The 16,912-nt window shown below is 64.1% G+C and carries 15 protein-coding genes; 6 read left to right on the top strand and 9 right to left on the bottom strand.

Annotation, left to right across the window (positions count from 1 at the left end; genetic code table 11):
* Nucleotides 1-66: 66 nt before the first annotated feature.
* Entirely contained in the window at nt 67-783 is a 717-nt protein-coding gene (locus tag PX554_RS19335; protein WP_275504112.1) for a type 1 glutamine amidotransferase domain-containing protein, read from the top strand.
* Between the two features lie 14 nt (nt 784-797).
* A complete protein-coding gene (locus tag PX554_RS19330; RefSeq protein WP_275504111.1) occupies nt 798-1,991 on the top strand; it encodes an MFS transporter in 1,194 nt (397 codons plus the stop codon).
* Between the two features lie 29 nt (nt 1,992-2,020).
* Here PX554_RS19330 and PX554_RS19325 read toward each other — a convergent pair whose 3' ends face one another.
* Nucleotides 2,021-3,022 carry a LysR family transcriptional regulator gene (locus PX554_RS19325; RefSeq protein ID WP_275504110.1) on the bottom strand — a complete coding sequence of 334 codons (1,002 nt, stop codon included), beginning with the start codon at nt 3,020-3,022 and terminating at the stop codon, nt 2,021-2,023.
* A 51-nt stretch (nt 3,023-3,073) separates the two neighbouring features.
* Between PX554_RS19325 and PX554_RS19320 the strand changes: the two genes are divergently transcribed.
* From PX554_RS19320 to PX554_RS19305, 4 genes are all read left to right on the top strand, one after another.
* Nucleotides 3,074-4,105 carry a zinc-dependent alcohol dehydrogenase family protein gene (locus PX554_RS19320; RefSeq protein WP_275504109.1) on the top strand — a complete coding sequence of 344 codons (1,032 nt, stop codon included), beginning with the start codon at nt 3,074-3,076 and terminating at the stop codon, nt 4,103-4,105.
* Nucleotides 4,106-4,397: 292 nt separating this feature from the next.
* A complete protein-coding gene (locus tag PX554_RS19315) occupies nt 4,398-4,667 on the top strand; it encodes a type II toxin-antitoxin system Phd/YefM family antitoxin (RefSeq protein ID WP_275504108.1) in 270 nt (89 codons plus the stop codon).
* A complete protein-coding gene (locus PX554_RS19310) occupies nt 4,664-5,047 on the top strand; it encodes a type II toxin-antitoxin system VapC family toxin (protein ID WP_275504107.1) in 384 nt (127 codons plus the stop codon). Before PX554_RS19315 ends, PX554_RS19310 begins: the two co-directional genes overlap by 4 nt.
* Nucleotides 5,048-5,152: 105 nt before the next feature.
* Nucleotides 5,153-5,626 (top strand): hypothetical protein, encoded by a 474-nt coding sequence (locus tag PX554_RS19305; protein ID WP_275504106.1) that lies wholly within the window; start codon nt 5,153-5,155, stop codon nt 5,624-5,626.
* Here the strand turns inward: PX554_RS19305 and PX554_RS19300 are convergent.
* Genes PX554_RS19300 through PX554_RS19265 form a run of 8 tightly spaced genes read right to left on the bottom strand, consistent with a single transcriptional unit; the run spans nt 5,623 to nt 16,754 of the window.
* Entirely contained in the window at nt 5,623-9,387 is a 3,765-nt protein-coding gene (locus PX554_RS19300; RefSeq protein ID WP_275504183.1) for a conjugal transfer protein TraG N-terminal domain-containing protein, read from the bottom strand. The two genes, PX554_RS19305 and PX554_RS19300, sit on opposite strands and share 4 nt — an antisense overlap.
* Before the next feature lie 13 nt (nt 9,388-9,400).
* Entirely contained in the window at nt 9,401-10,825 is a 1,425-nt protein-coding gene (locus PX554_RS19295) for a conjugal transfer protein TraH (RefSeq protein WP_275504105.1), read from the bottom strand.
* A 53-nt stretch (nt 10,826-10,878) separates the two neighbouring features.
* A complete protein-coding gene (locus tag PX554_RS19290) occupies nt 10,879-11,454 on the bottom strand; it encodes a hypothetical protein (protein WP_275504104.1) in 576 nt (191 codons plus the stop codon).
* Nucleotides 11,454-12,350: a conjugal transfer protein TraF gene (locus PX554_RS19285; protein ID WP_275504103.1), complete on the bottom strand. Its 897-nt coding sequence runs from the start codon at nt 12,348-12,350 to the stop codon at nt 11,454-11,456. Before PX554_RS19285 ends, PX554_RS19290 begins: the two co-directional genes overlap by 1 nt.
* Complete coding sequence (locus PX554_RS19280) at nt 12,347-12,952, bottom strand: S26 family signal peptidase (protein ID WP_275504102.1); 606 nt, start codon at nt 12,950-12,952, stop codon at nt 12,347-12,349. The genes PX554_RS19285 and PX554_RS19280 overlap by 4 nt, the downstream gene beginning before the upstream one ends.
* A complete protein-coding gene (locus PX554_RS19275; RefSeq protein ID WP_420833467.1) occupies nt 12,924-13,805 on the bottom strand; it encodes a type-F conjugative transfer system pilin assembly protein TrbC in 882 nt (293 codons plus the stop codon). Before PX554_RS19275 ends, PX554_RS19280 begins: the two co-directional genes overlap by 29 nt.
* Nucleotides 13,777-14,901 carry a conjugal transfer protein TraN gene (gene traN, locus PX554_RS19270; protein WP_275504100.1) on the bottom strand — a complete coding sequence of 375 codons (1,125 nt, stop codon included), beginning with the start codon at nt 14,899-14,901 and terminating at the stop codon, nt 13,777-13,779. Before traN ends, PX554_RS19275 begins: the two co-directional genes overlap by 29 nt.
* Nucleotides 14,898-16,754 carry a hypothetical protein gene (locus PX554_RS19265; RefSeq protein ID WP_275504182.1) on the bottom strand — a complete coding sequence of 619 codons (1,857 nt, stop codon included), beginning with the start codon at nt 16,752-16,754 and terminating at the stop codon, nt 14,898-14,900. The genes traN and PX554_RS19265 overlap by 4 nt, the downstream gene beginning before the upstream one ends.
* Nucleotides 16,755-16,912: the final 158 nt, after the last annotated feature.

Here is a 16,912-nt window from a genome sequence, read left to right as displayed (position 1 = left end):
AATGAACGATTTCTGTCATGGCTCTGGATCGGTCAGGCACGCGCAGTCCAATCACGGAGCCGTCTCATGACCGAACTCATCTCCCAGATCAAAATCCTCTTCATCCTCACTTCCGCCAGCACCATGGGCGTCAGCGACAAGCCGACCGGCCTCTGGTTCGAGGAACTGGCAACACCCTATTACGCCTTCCTCGACACCGGCGCGTCGGTGACGCTGGCCTCCATTGCGGGCGGCCCCGCGCCCATCGACCCGCGCTCGGTCAAGCCGAAGGGAGAGAACGAGGCGAGCGTTGACCGCTTCCTCGGCGACGAAGCTGCATCGAAGGCACTGACCGAGACCCTGCCGCTCTCCGCCATCGACATCTCGCAATATGACGCGGTGTTCCTGCCCGGTGGCCACGGAACCATGTGGGACTTGCCCGAGAGCGCCGAACTGGCGGCGCTACTCGGCAAGGCATGGGCGCAGGGGAAGGTTGTCGCTGCGGTCTGCCATGGCCCCGCCGGGCTGGTAAACGTCATGGACGAAACCGGCACTCCGCTGGTGAAGGGCCGCCGCGTCACTGGCTTCTCCGACAGTGAGGAACGCGGGGCCGGGCTGGACGAGGCCGTGCCCTTCCTGCTCGAAACTCGCCTACGCGAGCTGGGCGGCTGTTACGAGAGCATCGCCGACTTCCAGCCCTTTGCCATTGCCGATGGTCGCCTCGTTACCGGCCAGAACCCGGCGTCCTCGGCCCCGACCGCCAAGCTAACGCTGGAGGCGCTGAATGGCGGGGAAACGCGATGAGGAACGTCCCGACCATGGAAGAACGGGACGATTCCACGTCGCAGGCCGGCCGTATCCCGCTGGTCATCTACGTCTTCGCGCTCTCGGCCTTTGCCTTGGGCTTCACCGAGTTCGTCACCATCGGCCTGGTGTCGGACATTGCCGCCGACCTGAAGGTCGATGTCGAGCAAGTGGGTGCCGCCGTCGCCGCCTATGCCATCGGCGCGACCATCGGCGCACCGATCCTGACGGCGCTCGCCGCGAGCTGGAGCCGCAAGCATCTGCTGCTCGCGGCCATTATCGTATTCACCGTCGGCAATTTCCTCGTCGGCCTGTCCGGCGATCTCACATCCTTGCTGGCGGCGCGGTTCGGGTCGGGGCTGGGCCATGGCGTTTTCCTCGCCGTCGCGTCCAGCGCCGCGACGCGGCTCGTCGCACCCGAACGTGCAGGCAGCGCCGTGGCCGTCGTATTTGGCGGTCTGACGCTGGCGCTCGCATTCGGCGTGCCGATTGGCACCTTCCTCGGCGGCGTCTGGAGCTGGCAAACCATCTTCATGGGCGTGGCGATCTGCGGCGCGATCGGCGTGGCCGGTCTGGCGCTGCTGATGCCGAACGGGCGGGATGGCGGCGAGGCGAAGGACGCCCTGCACAATCTCCTGGCGCTGATCGACCGGCGCCTGCTCGGGGCGGCGTCCATTACTGTGCTGGCCTATACCGGCTCCTTCTGCCTGTTCTCCTACATCTCGCCGCTGCTGATCGACGTGACCGGGATGAACGCAGCCTGGGTCAGCACGATGATGCTGGTCTATGGCGTCGCGGCCGCCATCGGCAATCTCGTCGGCGGGCGCATGACCGACAGGCTCGGTCCCGATAAGGCGGTGATGATCGTTCTCGTCGGCCTGACAATCGTGCTGGCGGCGATGTGGCCGGCTGTGCATTCCGTGCCCGCCATGGCGGTGCTGATCGCGGCGCTCGGCGCACTGACCTATGCGGCGGTTCCCGCCATGCAGGCCCGCGTCATAGGCATCGCCGAACGTCATGCGCCAAAGGCTCTGGCGGCAGCGGCGGGACTCAACATCGCGGGGTTCAATTCCGGCATCGCGCTCGGCTCTCTGATCGGGGGCGGCGTGATCGGCGCATTCGGCTTGACCGCGATCGCAATCGTCGGCGCGGCCGCCGCCGTCGCCGGAATCGTCGTGCTGACGCTTCAGAAGGGGAGAAGCGGTTGATGGCGCCGGGTGCCCTGCGTCCGGATTCTTCAGAGTGCTCCGAGCACCGGAGCGATGTCCCGGTCCCACGGCGGGAGAGGCATGAACGCCTCGACAAGCGCATCGACCACCACGCGCACCTTTGGCGACAGATCGCGGGATCGCGGCCAGAGGGCGAAAATGGACACATCCTCGGGCGGGGTCTGGATCGGTAGCACCTCCAGACGCCCATGCAGAATATCGTCGCCGGCAAGCCACGTCGAGAGATACGCCAGTCCGAGCCCGTTCAAGGTCGCATCGCGCAGCGCCTCTCCGTGGCTGACCGTGTGCCGGGGCTGAATGACGAGCGATCTGACGCTGCCATCGCGGTCGGCGACAGCCCATGGAAGCGGTCGTCCATCACGCGCGAAGGCAAGGCAATCGTGATCGCCAAGGTCCCTGACGCTGGCAGGCCGGCCTCGCCGGTCCAGGTAGGCTGGAGATGCACAGATGAATGAACGCTGCGTCCCGATGCGCCGCCCAGCGAGGTTGGCCTGATCGCCGGTATCGCCGAGCCGAACCACTAGGTCGATGCCTTCTTCGACCAGATCAACCCGGCGATCCGTAAAGGAAATATCGAGATCGAGATCGGAGTTCTGTTCAGCCACTGCCATCAGTACGGGCATGGCGCAGAGCCGACCGAACGAGACCGGCAGGTTGACACGCAGGGTTCCCGATACCGAGCGCTTGTGCGAGGCGAGCAGGGATTCCGCTGTGTTCAGCTCCTCCAGCACCTTGAGGCAGCTCTGATAGTAGGCTTGCCCCTCAGGCGTCAGGCTGAGACTCCGCGTCGTGCGATTGAGGAGGCGGACCCCAAGGCGTTCTTCCAATCGGGCCACGCTCTTTCCGGTCGCGGATTTCGACACGCCCATCCGTACGGAGGCCGCCGTGAAGCTGCCAGTTTCGACGGAATGAACGAAGGCCGACATGCCTTGCAGTTGGGAGTGGAGGTTCGCGCGCATCTCATTGACGACCAACTGGAGGAAGTGTTCGCCGGAATTATCGCTCTTCATTCCATTCGGTTGTCAATACGATACTGCTCTCAACGAGAGAAAGGATCGACGATGACCGAGACAATGAAGCGATGGCAGTTGCGGTCATTTGGGCTGATGAACCTCGAACTGGCCGAGGTGCCTGTCCCTGCGCCCGGCGCCCACGAGTTGCTAGTCCGCGTGTCGGCGGTGTCCCTGAACTACCGCGACAAGCTGGTGGTGGAAGGCCAGCTGCTGCCGGATCGACCCGCCATGCCCTTCACGCCGGTCTCGGACATGGCGGGAGAAGTCGTCGCGACCGGCCACGGCGTTTCGCGGTTCAGGACTGGCGATCGGGTTACGGGCAACTTCTGGACACAATGGATCGACGGCGAACCGCCGCAGGAGATGAGCCGGCACGGCCTCTCGCTCGGGGGGCCGCTGCCCGGCGTGCTGGCAGAGTATGTGCTTCTTCATGAAGACATCGCGGTTGCAGCCCCTGCATCGCTGACCGATGAAGAAACTTCCACCCTGCCGGTTGCGGCGCTGACGGCCTGGTTCGCCCTGATCGAGACCGGAAAGCTCAAGGCCGGAGATACGGTTCTCGTGCAGGGCACAGGCGGGGTCGCGCTCTTCGGATTGCAGATCGCCTGCGCCTTTGGCGCCCGCGCCATCATCACCTCTCGCAGCGCGGAGAAGCTGGAGCGTGCAAAAGCCTTCGGTGCATGGGGCGTCATTGACACGAGCACGACGCCCCAATGGTCCGGCGCGGCTCTCGATCTGACCGACGGGCGCGGCGTCGATCATGTTCTGGAACTGATCGGCGGCGACAATATTGGCCAGTCCGCGACGGCGCTCGCAAGCGGCGGCCGTATCGCGCAAATCGGCTTCATGAAGGGTTCGGAGATCGTGTTGTCAGCCGTTCCGATGATGCTGAAGAGAGCAATTATCCAAGGCATCACGGTAGGGCACCGGCGAGCCTTCGAAGATTTGATCCGCGCAATCGACGAACACAGCCTGAAGCCGGCGATCGACAAGACCTACCGCTTCGGCGACACGCCAGCCGCCTTCGATCACCTCGAACGGGGCCCGTTCGGAAAGATCGTCATCAGCATCAGAGAATAACAAAAGCGAGGAAATTCCGACAAGTGACGCACCCAACCTTATCCGAAGATCCGATGGCCACCCGCGAAGCTGTCGGGCCGCTACAGCGCTGTTGGTGAACGCGCGCCCGGTCAGCTTCGCTACCGTCGAGCTACACCACGTGCCGGGGCACGACCCGATGCGAACGGCTTTGGCTGGTTGAGAGGGCGGTGGGGCAAACTGCTACGTCGACCTTAGGATTGGCGTTCCCACCTCAAGAATCTTGACTTGGACTAATAAATGGTCCAATTTTCGCGGGGATGGAATTCGAATCTTGGGGTATGCCGTGCAGGTTTCCGTAAGCGATGCAAAAGGCCAGTTGACCGAGTTGGTGCGACGCGCCGAAACGGGCGAGGAGATCATTCTTACGCGCCATGGAACGGCGGCGGTGAGATTGGTGCCGGTTCGCGCCGTGACGGATAGCGCAGCCCGGCGGAAGCTTTTGGACGCGGCCCGGAAGGCGGGCAGCGCCAAGGCCGCGAGCGGGCCGGATGCGGCGCACAGCCAGGATTTCCTCTATGGCGACGATGGCATGCCCGCATGATTGCGCTCGATACGTCCGCGCTGATGGCGATTGTTCTCGATGAGCCGCAAGCGGCTGCGTGCATCTCCGCGATCGAGGCCGAGGACGAGTTGGTCATTTCCGCGGGGACGGTTGCCGAAGCCCTGATCGTGTCGGCGAGGCGGAATGTCGAAGAAGAGATCGCAGGCCTCCTCGACGGGCTTGGGATGGAGGTTGTGAGCGTCAGCGCCGCGGCCGCCAGACGCATTGCGGTTGCCTATTCGAAATGGGGCAAGGGTGTGCATCCGGCCGGCCTGAACTTCGGGGACTGCTTTGCCTATGATGTCGCCAAGGAACGCGGGTGCCGTCTTCTCTATGTCGGAGGCGACTTTTCCAGGACCGACATAGAGAGCGCAATCTAGCCATATCCAAGGGCGTGCCGCGGTTGACTCTCTCCTGGGATTTGGAAGCGAAAATTGGATAGCGTTCGGAATTGATGTTATTGTTTTGGGGGAAGGGATTTCCCGGTGGAAGCAGCTCTCGAGAGTAAGGAAGACGAAGGGCTCGCGGAAACTCCGCGACTGTCGGCTTGGCTTTGGAAGCCATGGTACGCGAAGCTCTGGTGGACCGCGATCCCGATCTGGTGGGCGGGTGTGGCGATATCGACGCAGGTGGATTTCCTGGAGTCCTTCTACCGCGGAGGCTTGGCAGGCTATCTGAATGTCCTGTTCTTTCCGATGACGGCGCTGATGGTGTTGGGCGTCGGCTATGTCAGGGAGCGTCTCGACAACTTTGTGGGACAGGGTGAGGGAAGGCCACTGTCCGATGAGGAGGCTGAAGCCGAGAGACAGCGTGTTTGGGAAGAGCATGAGCGGATGGTGAAGAGATCGCGCGCCTTCGCCGATCCGTCCGACCCCCGATCTGGGCCATTTTGGATCGGCAACCCTTTAAACCCGCTGAATCCAGGCTACATTGATCCCCATACCGGAAAGCACCGTTAGCGCTTCTTGAAGTTACTGTCTCCGTCCCCAGGACTGCCAGCAATGTCCGTCGAGAAGCTGCCCGTGGAGAGAACAGAGTTTTGCTCCAGCGAGGTGAGCGGACCGGTGATATCAAAGGTGGCGCGCCCGTTATCAGCATCCTGAAGGTAGCGATTGCGCATGCCTTCGCTCCCCAAGATACGGTTTGACAGCTCACGGGAGAAGGTTGCTGCAGGATCGCCGGAGCGCGCTGCGGCACGCTCAGCGGCAGCAATCGATTCCCGGACATCGAAGTTCACAATGTCCATCGTGGATTGCGCGGCTTCGGTAGTGGATCCCTGATCCGTGCTCCGAAAACCTGCATCGCCACCAAATCGACCTGCTGTTGTTCTTCCTTTGCTAGTTGTCTGGGTAGATCCTCGTTGCCGTCCTCTGCCAGACCGCGTGCTGTCGCTCGTGGTTTCACTATCTGAGGTAGATATCGTTCTCCCAATTTCGAGGCCAACCGTGGTTCCCATTGTCGTCTGATCAGCGGCTGAACGGGACAGAGTTCTCTGCCATCCAGTCTGCGCCATGATTGCCTGAACATCGCGCTGGAGCGTGTCGGCGGCCTGGGGCTTGAGCCGCCACTCGCCGTTGCGGTCCATCTCGAACCCGCCACGCAGCCAGTTGGCGAGCATGGCCTGGCCTTCAGCGCCGCCGCCCATGAAATGCTCAATCGTATCGGGGCCCGCCTGCTTACCCGCCTCGAAACGCGTGCTGGTGTCGCTCCGCGCCGAGCGGCTGAAATCCGTCCCGCTTGAGACGAGTAGGTCATTGTGCGCGAAACTGAACCGCGCATGCCCGCCATTGGCGATGGCGCCGAGCTGGCTTTCGTTGATGAGGCCAGCCTTCCACATGCCAGCCGCCGTCTCAGGCGTCAGATTGAGGCTGAGATCGCCATTCTGGTCCATCGCGATTTGCCGCTTTGTGAGCTTGATGCCGTTTTCGGCCAGCAGGCCTTGCATCCTGGTCAAGCGCTCTCGGTCGACAATCGAGGTCAGGCGTTCGTTACGCGCGCGATCGGCGATGCCGGCCGCACCGCCTTCGGCCATGTCGACCTGGTTGCCGGCCGTGCGACTCAGTGCCTGGATAAAGCTGTCGAGCCGGGCCGCTTCACGCGTCGAGACACCGGCCGCCGCCGCGCCCTCAGCATAGCCGAAATTCTCCGACTGCCGCCGCTGCTCGCCGATCCGCGCAGCGGCCCGCGTGCCGTCGGTCCCAACCTCGCGCTGCGCGTCGAGCCTGCCCGAGCGTTCGGCAAAATCATAGCCCGCCGCCTCGCTGGTCCGGCCATAAACGCTCGTTCCTTCGCGGGCAGCCTCGGCGCTAGCACCATCGGCGGTCCCAACCTGCACAGCGGCATTGTAGCGCTCGAGCGCCGCCACGACCTGCGCCTCATTCCTGCCCGTGGCGCGCGAGAGCTGGGTGATGGCAGTGCTGCGGGCTTCGCCCGAAAGCGCGTTGATGAAGCCGACACGGAGTGACGTTTCGTCGACGGAAAGACCGAGCATCGAGGCCGCCTCGCGCTGCCCCTGGTTCCCGCCGCTGCGCCACGCCTGTTCGGTTGCGACGTTCGCGCGTTCGACGCCCGCGACGTTGTCGCCGGCATAGTCGCGCCGTCCTTCCATCGCACCGACCTGGATCTGCGCCGACGTGAGGTCGTTCCTCAGCATCTGCTCCTGGTCGAATGTATTGGCGATAAGCTTGGCGAAGGTGGGATCGGCCTGGGCCTCTCCGATCACGCCCGAGGCTTTGAGCTCTGCGTCGCTGGCCGAATAGCCCGCCCGCTCGAAATGTCGCGTCGCCCCCTGCATCATCATGCCGTAAGCTCGCTGATCGCCGAACGCGCGCCATTGCACGAGGTTCTGGCTGAAGGCCGCGAACGTCCTCTCGCCGGCCTCGCCCTGGCCAAAATAGCCGGTCCCCAGGCTCCTTAGCGCATCCTTTTCGGCGAACTGGTGAATCGCGGTGGTCGCGGCGTTGGCCTGAACGGCGCGCGCAACCGCCGGATCGGCTAAATCCCGGCCCGCCAAGGCCGGTGCAAGGCCCCCGAACTGACGAGCGCCCTCGATTCCGCCGAGCGCCATAGCCGTCCCGCCTGAGGTGCCGGGTCGCTCGCCAAGGATATGGCTTGCCTCGCCGAAGACACGATTGGCACCAAAGGTCGATCGTTCCCCGAAGTCGCCGAAGCTCGATGCCGCCGCAGCACGGGAGCGCGTGCCCAATGCGGAGGCCTGCGCTTCCAGCGCCGACGCTTGGCCCTCGGCTGTACCCATTGGCGCTGCGGCGGCCGTGCCCTGGCTCGCCACGCCGAGGGAGCCCGACGTGAAGGACGTGAACACATTGCCGCTGAAGCGGAAAACGGTGAAGACGAACGCTCCGGCAAGGCCGGCCGCTGCCGTGCGGAAGCTGCCGAAAATCGCCAGCGCCTTCATCGCCGCCGAAGGGGCCAGCAACCAGGCATTGGCCGCAAGCGCGTTCGAGCGCAGCTCCGCGAGCGTCGCCGTCGCACGACCGAGTGTGAGCTGATAAATGCCCGCGTCGATAACTCCCCAGAGGGCTACGAAGACGAACATCCCGAGTGCGAAGCTCGCCACGCGTAAATTGATCGGCGTCAGGATGAACAGGAGCGCGATCGGGATCATGAACAGCATGATACCGAACACCGTGGCGCGGATCGTCGGCATCCATTCGTTCGCCACCGACATGGTCGCAAGGCCGCTGGAGATGACAGCCCGATTAGCCATGACTCGCGCCGCGCTCGCCGGTGAATCTTCGAACAGCACGTCGCCCACCGTGTTGCCGAGGAGGATGTGCGTCAGGAACGCCTGAGCGCTCAGCGGCCGGCCCAGCATCATCTGGCCCATTTCGCCTAGCTGCTCCCGGCACCGAACCATCTGCTGGGCATTCTCCGTGTCGTAGCCGGTCCGGGCGCAGATCTGCTTGGTGTAGCCATCAAACAGGACCGGGTCGGACAGGCGATCCGAGATATGCGTCCACGCATCACTGCAACTGACCGTCGTGCCGCCCTTGTCGGCTTCGGTATAGACCGTCGAGAAGGTGGCGGGCCCAGCCATCGCCGAAAACGAGGTGGGCAGATCGGTCGAGGTCCGAAAGAGCTGGTCATCGTCCACGCCATAAGCGGCCGACACCCGGGCCACGGGATAGCATTGGCGCACATAGTCCTTGATCGTCGCATCCAGGAATACGTCGGTCATCGGCCCGCGCGGCGAAACGGCGTTCAAGAACAGGTCGAAGCTGTGCCCACCGGCTCCGAATTCGATCTTGGCATTGGGATCGAGCGTGTTGTCGTCGATCGTCTCGACCATCGCCCGCTCGATCATGTTGGTCGCGCCTGCGACGAGCACGAGGAGGTTGGGAACCCCGCCTACCGGCTGATAGGCGTTGCGCACCCGGTCGTAGACATGGACCGTGCCGGTTGTGGCGATAAGCCCGACAAACAGGCCGACACCTATGAGAATCTGAAACCCGAAGGCGACGAGCCCCATGCCGGACCCGCGCACGCTTGCGATGATCGCGCCGAGTCCGATTCCGACCGTTGCGACGATCATCACCAGCGTCTCGTAGCGCGGATCGCCGAAGATCATCGAGACCAGGCGGAAGGCGTCCACCGTCTCGGCAAAACCGTCATAGGTGTGGAAGCTCGTATCGACCGCCAGTGCGGGCGAGGCGAGGAACAGGGCGGGGAGGGCAGCAGAAAGCCTGGCAAACCGACGCATCTCGAATCCGATCCTATTGATTGCGGGCCGCAGCGCCGGCAGCGTCGCGGGCATCGCGGTCGCGTTCGCGCAGCAGTCCTGCATAGTTGGCTGAGAGGTTGGCCTGGTTGAGCGCGGCCATGTAGCTCTGACGCATCTGCGCGCGCTGGCGCAGCACTTCATCCCTGAGATCGCGCAACTGCTCGATGCCCTTGGACAATATTCGCGTCTGGCAGACGTTTTTGTTGTTGCCGTCGGTTGACCCCGCCACCGTCGCCCCGCGCTCCGCATTCGTCACCGTGAAGTCGATGGTACGGGTGAGGTCGTTGAGCATTTGATAGGCGAGCGTGAGTGCAACCAGTTCGTCCGTGTCGCCGATCACCGAGTCGACGACGCCCTGGCGCACACCCCACTCGAGCATCCGATAGACTGGCAGCGTCCGGACATTGGCCACGAACTGGCGCTCTTCGGCCGACAGCGCGGCACGCGTGCGGATCTTGGTGGCGATCGACTGCATGCGCTCCCGCGCCAGGACGAGCGCTCCTCGCCCGCTGCCATCCTGCCCGCAGTCGGCGCCGGTCGGCGGGAAATTGAGCGTGCGGCGCTGGACACGACCCGTCAGGAAATCCTGCGCGCTTTCCGTATCCTGCGCCGGGCACTGTGGAATGGCCGTGAAGAGTGGAACACGGTCGCCATCGTCCCAGCGCATATAGACGTCGCCGACCCTGGCACGCATCACGCTCGCCCAGTCGCTGGCGCCAACACGCGACGCCGCATGCGAAAGCAGCGAGCCAGTGCGGAAAATGTCGGTCACTTCCGCCGGGCAGTTGGCGAGCGAATCCTTCAGATCCTCGGTCGGGTTGTTGTTGTTTGCTTCGATCCTCTCGCGGCTCTGCTGATAGCTCTTGGCAAACCCTTGCTTGACGGAGCGATAGCCGGTCATCTCCTCGATGATTCCCGACATATTGTCATCGCCCTTGGCAATCTGAACCATGCGATTGGCGAGCCGGCAATCGTTCACCTGGATCGAGTTCAGGAAATTGGTCGCCGCTTCCATCTTTGAGATAATGTTCCCCATTTTCTCGTCGAGCGTTTCGAGCAGATACTGGAACGCGACCGCGGGCGCGGCCTGAAGAATGCTTTCGAGCTTTTGGACGAGATAGTCAGGATCCAGGAAACTCATCCCGCCCAGGAACATGTCGATGCCGCCGCAGCCGGCGCGGACCTTGGGCAGGCTGACCGACATGAGATAGTCATTGTGGACATCGACGCGGCCCGACATGCCACCGGCCGTGATGTAGCCGCGCGTCTGGTCCTCGAAGCTGCCCGGGGAGGTATAGGTCACATTGTCGAACCAGCTCTCCGCCCAGCTCTGGGCGTGGGCGGGCGCGACGGTGACGAATGTCGCGAGGGCAAGGGCGATCAGCGCGCGAACGACGGCGCGGCGGCAAGCGAACATGGCGGACTCCGGACAATCGGGAATGAAGGAGGAAGGACCGAGCCCGCCATTGCTCAGCGCCTTCCGGGGCGGGTCGCCGGCAGCCCCACGATGCCGGTGAACTTGGACATGGCCCTGACGCCGACATCGGGTCGCACCCCGGTCAGCATCTTCGCGGCCAGATAAAGATTTCGGGCCAGATTGGGCGAATGGTCAGTGCCGATCGCCACCGGCACAACGCGCGCGTCGTCGCCGACAGGTCTCACCCAGGCGACCGGATGCCCCACCCAAGGCAGGCCGAGACGTCCCGATCGGATCATCGCCTCCTGGCCGCTGATCGTGCGTACCTGCCAGCCATAGCGCGTGCCCAGCGCCGTCAGCTTGGCCCATAGGTCGCCGCAGGGCGCGCAGCCGGGCGTTGTCGTCATCTCGATCATGAACGCCGCGCCGTGCCCGTGCAGCGTCGCACCGAAATCGTCGGGAAAGTCGCGCGTCATCGGAACGCGCGAGAGCCAGGCTTGCATAGTCTTCGCGTCGCCCACCGGGTGGATAGCCGCCCGCATGGCGTCCTCGCGGCTGACGGTCTGTGCAGCTGCCGAACCCATGCCGATCACGAGGCCGGGAATTCCGAGGAGGATGAGACCGCGCATCACCGCCTCGGCTCGCTGGAGGCTTCCACGAGATCGCCGCCAAGGGCCCTCGGGTCGCTCGCCGATACAGGGCCGTTGCCCAGTGCGTCGAAGAAACCCGCGTCCTCGCCCGGGCCGGTCATGAACTGCTCCGGGCGGATGTCGCCGCGCAGAAGGCGCACCGCCTGATAGGCCATCTGCGCCAGGTTGGGATAAGCCTCGACGCCCGAGGCGATGATCATGCGCTGCTGGCTACCTCGCCGGATGACCATCGTCGTCGGTGTGATTTCTACTCCAAACCGCTCCCTGAGATCGGGCCGCTTGTCGATATCCATGAGCGTGACCTGCCAGCCCACCTCTTCTTGAAAGCGCTGGATGATCGGCCACTGGACACGGCAATAGCCGCAGGTCGACCGCGAGAACATGACGAGCGCGAACTCGCCGGCATGGGCGCGCAGATAGGACCGACGAATGGCATCCTTCTCAGCCGTCAGCTCAGAGCGGGCGTCACCGACCATCGGGTTCGCGGACTTCGAGTTGAGTTCGGGATATTGCAGCATCGCGATCTGGGTCACGCCGGCGAACGCCCGCGCCTTGCGACGCGCGAAATCCTGAAGCCGCCAGAAATCCGCAACGGCATCGACCGTCAGCACGGTCGCTGCATAGTCACGCTGCTCCTCGATGAGCTTTCGGATCTTTGGCGGCGTCCAGGTCGCAAGCTCAGCCATCGGGGGGATGACCGGCTTAGCGAGCGCCTCGGGCTCCTGCTGCTTCTCATCAGCTTTGGGCTTGGGCGTCTCGTACCACCAATAGCCTTGGCGCGATCCCAAGGTCTGGCCGGCCGTCTGCGCGCTCGCGATCGCCGGGACCAGAAGCGCGCAGGCGACCCCTGCCACGGCGAGTCTCCCCGCGCTCACAGAATGCGCTCCATGCGAGTCAGTCGCGCGATCGGCAAGAGTCCGAAATAGCGACTGTCGAAGCCGCGCGGATGCGTCGAGCCGACATAGACCATCCCGGCGGGAATGATGCCGCTCCACCTCATATGGTCGAGCTTCATCCCGTTATGGGCTTGCGGCAGGCTGACGCCCAGAAGCTGCCCGTTGCAAAAATAGTGACCGTCCCTGCTATGGGCGACCAGGGGTGACGGGGTCTCGAACATCGTCAGGCGATCGCCCGCCAAGCAGAGCGCGTGCTTGGTGACGGAGACCGGGTTCGGCCCGGCGATCGGATGATGAAGCGTGAACATGACATAGTCGCCGCGCGCAATCGGCCCCGGGCTCTTGCGCACAGCGAGGGCCTCGATCGACGGCGTCATGACCAGAGTGACCTGCGGCACAACAAGCGCCGCGATCAGAGCGACCGGCAGGACGACAATCATGGCGCGCAAGAGCCGCTCGGGCCGTGCCGGCTGATCCGACCCTGGCGCCCCGAGTGCAATCGCCGCTTTGCGGGGCAGTCGGCGAAGACGCGGCCAGAGGCCGGCGATCGCGCTAGCGAGCGCCCAGAAGAGCCTGAGCATGGCTTACCTCCTCCTTCCCGCCGAGGCGGGCATACTCTTCGAACATTCCGGAAAGCGCGCTGTCGCCGAAGACGACATGGGCCGCGCGCGGGCTTTCATCGTCGCGCTCGCAATAGGCCTGGGTCGGATCGCCGGGGATCATGGCGAGCGCCGGGACCTGGGCGATTCCATGCTGACGGAAAACGATCGGATCGATGATGAGCTGGACGTCGCGCATGACGCAGTTCGGGCCTTCACAGCCGGGATCGAGCCGCAAGATCTGCGCGGTCAGCTTGGCCATCGGACCCATTTTCTTGAGACCGCCAGGCACTCCGCGGAATGCCATCACACCGCGGACCTTTTCGAGCTGGACCGCATAATTGCGTAGCGTCGAGATCGGCATGGATGAGGACACGAACAGGACCGGGACCCAGCCCTTGGCGGCAGCGGCCGGGTTCGCCTTGGCGAGCGCCTGCTCTTCAGCAGGCTCAAGGCCTAGCGCCTGGCGGAGTGCTTTGGCCTGCGCCAAGCGCTCGGCCGCGAGGCTTGCCTCGCCACGGGCCTGCGCGGCGCGAGCGCGTGCTTCCATGTCCGGCTCGGCAAGTCGCTTGTGCAGACCGTCGAACGCGCGCCGCTGGTCGGTGGGGTTGTCCGTGCGTGGAAGTCTGGGATCGGGCAGGTGTGCCGCCTCGTCCTTGCCGTGCGCGATCGCGCCTTCGAGCCGGTCCATGCTGGCCTGACTCTGATCGGTAGCAGATTGCCGCGCGTCGCCGCGAGGGGCGTCACTCGCGACGACCTGCGCGAGCGCGGCGGTGGCCGCGCCCAGCAGCGCGAGAAGGGTGGCGCTACGGATTGACCGCTTTGAGATACGCATCGATGCGCTCCCCCATGTCGATTTGAATGTCGGATTGGGCACGGGCTTCGATGTCCGCATAATATTCTGAGAGATCCATTTTGCTGAAATCAAGCGCCTGAAACTCTTCAGGCGTGAACCCTCGGCACATCGGCTTCTTGGCCGTACCCCACAGATTGCCATTGAAGGCTTTCAGCTGGGGGCGGCCCTGCTCCTGGATGATGCGGCCGAGCTTGGTGTTGAAGCAGCAATGGCCGCGGGCCTTCTGCAGGCACACCCCAAGGAAGCTCGAAGTGCAGTAGCTGCCGATCTCGTGGCACATGCCCGACGAGCGCAGCATCGCCGTCTCCATGTCCTGCTGGTCGCAGCCGGAGAACAGGAAATCGATCATGAAGTTGATCGCGAGACTGACGGCGAGCGACGTCGGGTCGAGACCCACGATCAGCGCATTGGCCCCCGAACTTGCCGCCTGGCTCGCGGTCGCGCCCGCCTTGAACGCTGTGTAGGCGGCCTTCATTCCGGTGAACACGCCCTTGGCCACCGCGATCTTGGTGCCAATCGACGAGATGGACGAACCCATCCCGTCCTTGACGATCTTTCCCTTGTCCTTGCAGCAGTTCGCGAAGGTGGTCGAAAGCCCGGCGGGACGGCACCGGACGCCACGGCCTGAGAATATTTCGATCTTTCCCAGGCAATTCCCGTCGGCGTCGATGCCGCCATCCGGCTCGGTCCCTGGATCGTCCATCGGCGGATCATTCACGATCGGATTGGTCGCAAGGTCCGCACATTGATTGGGCGAACATGCCGGCGCGCCGCCCTCGGTCTTCACGAGGCAAGCATATTGCGGGCCGACCGGGCAGCTATACTGGCCCATGGCATCGGCGACGCAGGCGACCTCCTGGATCGGGCAAGCCCAAGCGCCGCTGGTGGTGGAACGGCAGCTCGCCTGTTCACCTTCATCGGCCGCGTCGCCGTTGTTGTTGAGATCGGCCGCGCAGATCTGCTGCGCCTTGGCTGCGCTCGGGCAGGCGAGTGCGAAACCCGCCCCGACCATCAGCGCGAGGGCCGCACCGCGCGGGTCCAGATACCAGTATCTCGTTGTCGGCAGCCCCATCATTGCACGCTCCCCGTGCAGACCATGTCGGCGCCGGCGAGACGCACGGTCTGCATCATCACGACCGCTTCGGGAAAATCGTCGAGGCATCCGCAGGCGGAGACAACTTCCTCGCCAGGACCTGCCGGGCATTGATTGTCAGCAGTGCAGGCGTGGAAGAAGGTGTCGTAGCCGGTCGGCACATTCTGTTTCGCGCCCACGACGCCATCGGGCGCTGCCTCGCTGTTAGCCTTGGGTGCGCGGGTTTTGCACACGGGCTCGCAGGCCGGCACCGAGCCGCGATCGGGAAGGGTGAAGGCCCGCGTCGATGTCGCGTAGCTTCCGTCGCTCTGGAGCGTCCGGTCAGCCAGCATCGTCTCGGTCGAATGGTCGATGATATAGGCGCCGCGGCTCGTGTCGGGCTGCGAGATGTCATCGACCGCGCACCGGTAGGTACGGTCCTTCAGGAAGAAGTCGCGCGTGAGTTGTGTCGGGCAGCTCGGCCCGCCCAAAATGCGGGTCTGAGGCAGGGGACGCAGCCCGGTCGCAACCCCGTTGATCCACGTCTGGACACCATCGACCAGCTCACTGTCGAGCTTGCATTGCAGATCTGAGGCGATCGCTCCGCAACCGTCGACGACCTGCTCCAGCGTCTTGCAGCTATTGTCGACGTCGACATGGACCTGCGCGAAGCCTTCGCCGCCCGATGCGACTGCGACGCGCAGCCAGATCTCATGATCACCAGCGGTCAGATAGGGCCGCAGATCGAGGTCCGGGTAGGAATAGAAGGTCTTCTTAAACTCGCATTTGCCCGGCGGAAGTCCGAGCGTGGTCCAGGCGGACGGGCCCGAGCCGATCAACTGCCCATCGATCCGCACCTGCGCCCAATCGTCGGCGAAGAACTCGGCAAGCCGCGCGTCAACGATGCGGTCGGGGTCGGTCACATGCAGAGTCATGCGGAAGTCAATGAGCGTGCAGCTTCCGCCGGCCAGGCTGTTGTCCGCAGGCGATCCCATCAGGAAATCAAAGGACGACCCATTTTGTAACGTCGAATAGCCGCCCGAGGTTCTACTGATGATATCCTCCGCGCCGGGCTTCAACACGGTCACCCGCCGCTCGATCGAGCAATGGCGATATTGAAGCGCGCTGCCCGTGCCGGTCGCCGACCCCTTGAGCGCTTGGAACACGGAATTGCTTGTGGACGCGGAATAGGCATCCGACGCGATCGCCGCAGGATTGGCGCGATAGGCGGTCTGCGGAAGGTCGGGATTTGTGGAGCAAGCGGTCGATTGCGCACCAACATAACGGATCGACGGACCGTCGATCACGGCTTCGGCGACCCCATAGCGCGGGTCGGCCGTTGTCAAGGCACCGATCATCCCACCGCCAAGGTCGCGCAGCACCGACGCCATGTTGCCCCATGCGAGGTTGGTGCCGCAGCTGTTATTGAGGCAGTAGCAGCCCGCGAGCCTGGGCATGTCGACAGAGGTCAGCTTGAGCGCCTTTGCGGCGTCGACATCCCAGCGGAAGAAGCTGCAATTGTTCCAGGTGCCCGGCTCGCAGGAGACGACGCCATTCGCACAAACGCCTGATACCGGCACAGACAAGTTCGCCGTGCTATCGACAGCCCCGTCGAGATCTGTGTCGCGCGCGATGGTGACCTTGCCGAGATCGCCGCTCGACGCCGGTTGCACCAGCACCTCCAGCATCGTCGCGGTTTTCTGGCACGCGATGTTCGGTGCGAACGTGCGACTGTTGTCGACGGTCGAAATCTGCTGACCGGCCAGGCCCGGCGTCACATAGTTCTGCTGAAGCGCGTCGCTATCGCTGGTCTTTGCGCGCGATGCTTCGGCGGCGGCCCGGGCGCGATCTTCCATCGTCTGCGCCAGGGCGGGCGAGTTGGGCAAAATGGCCAGCGCGGTCGCGATGACGGAACAGGCGGAGAGGAAGCGCCGATCCCGTCGGGGGAGCATTGCGGCCGCGCTGGCCGGGGGTGGAGCGACGCCGCCAGGGGGGCATAGCGACGCCGCTCCGG

The sequence above is a fragment of the Sphingomonas pollutisoli genome (assembly GCF_029167165.1).
GTDB lineage: Bacteria > Pseudomonadota > Alphaproteobacteria > Sphingomonadales > Sphingomonadaceae > Sphingomonas > Sphingomonas pollutisoli.
This window is presented reverse-complemented; position numbering and strand designations above follow the sequence as displayed.

Coding starts and splice junctions, on each gene's coding strand:
- PX554_RS19295 (WP_275504105.1), bottom strand. CDS start 10,825: ATGTTCGCTTGCCGCCGCGCCGTCGTTCGCGCGCTGATCGCCCTTGCC.
- PX554_RS19310 (WP_275504107.1), top strand. CDS start 4,664: ATGATTGCGCTCGATACGTCCGCGCTGATGGCGATTGTTCTCGATGAG.
- PX554_RS19275 (WP_420833467.1), bottom strand. CDS start 13,805: ATGCGTATCTCAAAGCGGTCAATCCGTAGCGCCACCCTTCTCGCGCTG.
- PX554_RS19335 (WP_275504112.1), top strand. CDS start 67: ATGACCGAACTCATCTCCCAGATCAAAATCCTCTTCATCCTCACTTCC.
- PX554_RS19265 (WP_275504182.1), bottom strand. CDS start 16,754: ATGGAAGATCGCGCCCGGGCCGCCGCCGAAGCATCGCGCGCAAAGACC.
- PX554_RS19300 (WP_275504183.1), bottom strand. CDS start 9,387: ATGCGTCGGTTTGCCAGGCTTTCTGCTGCCCTCCCCGCCCTGTTCCTC.
- traN (WP_275504100.1), bottom strand. CDS start 14,901: ATGATGGGGCTGCCGACAACGAGATACTGGTATCTGGACCCGCGCGGT.
- PX554_RS19280 (WP_275504102.1), bottom strand. CDS start 12,952: ATGCTCAGGCTCTTCTGGGCGCTCGCTAGCGCGATCGCCGGCCTCTGG.
- PX554_RS19330 (WP_275504111.1), top strand. CDS start 798: ATGGAAGAACGGGACGATTCCACGTCGCAGGCCGGCCGTATCCCGCTG.
- PX554_RS19320 (WP_275504109.1), top strand. CDS start 3,074: ATGACCGAGACAATGAAGCGATGGCAGTTGCGGTCATTTGGGCTGATG.
- PX554_RS19325 (WP_275504110.1), bottom strand. CDS start 3,022: ATGAAGAGCGATAATTCCGGCGAACACTTCCTCCAGTTGGTCGTCAAT.
- PX554_RS19290 (WP_275504104.1), bottom strand. CDS start 11,454: ATGCGCGGTCTCATCCTCCTCGGAATTCCCGGCCTCGTGATCGGCATG.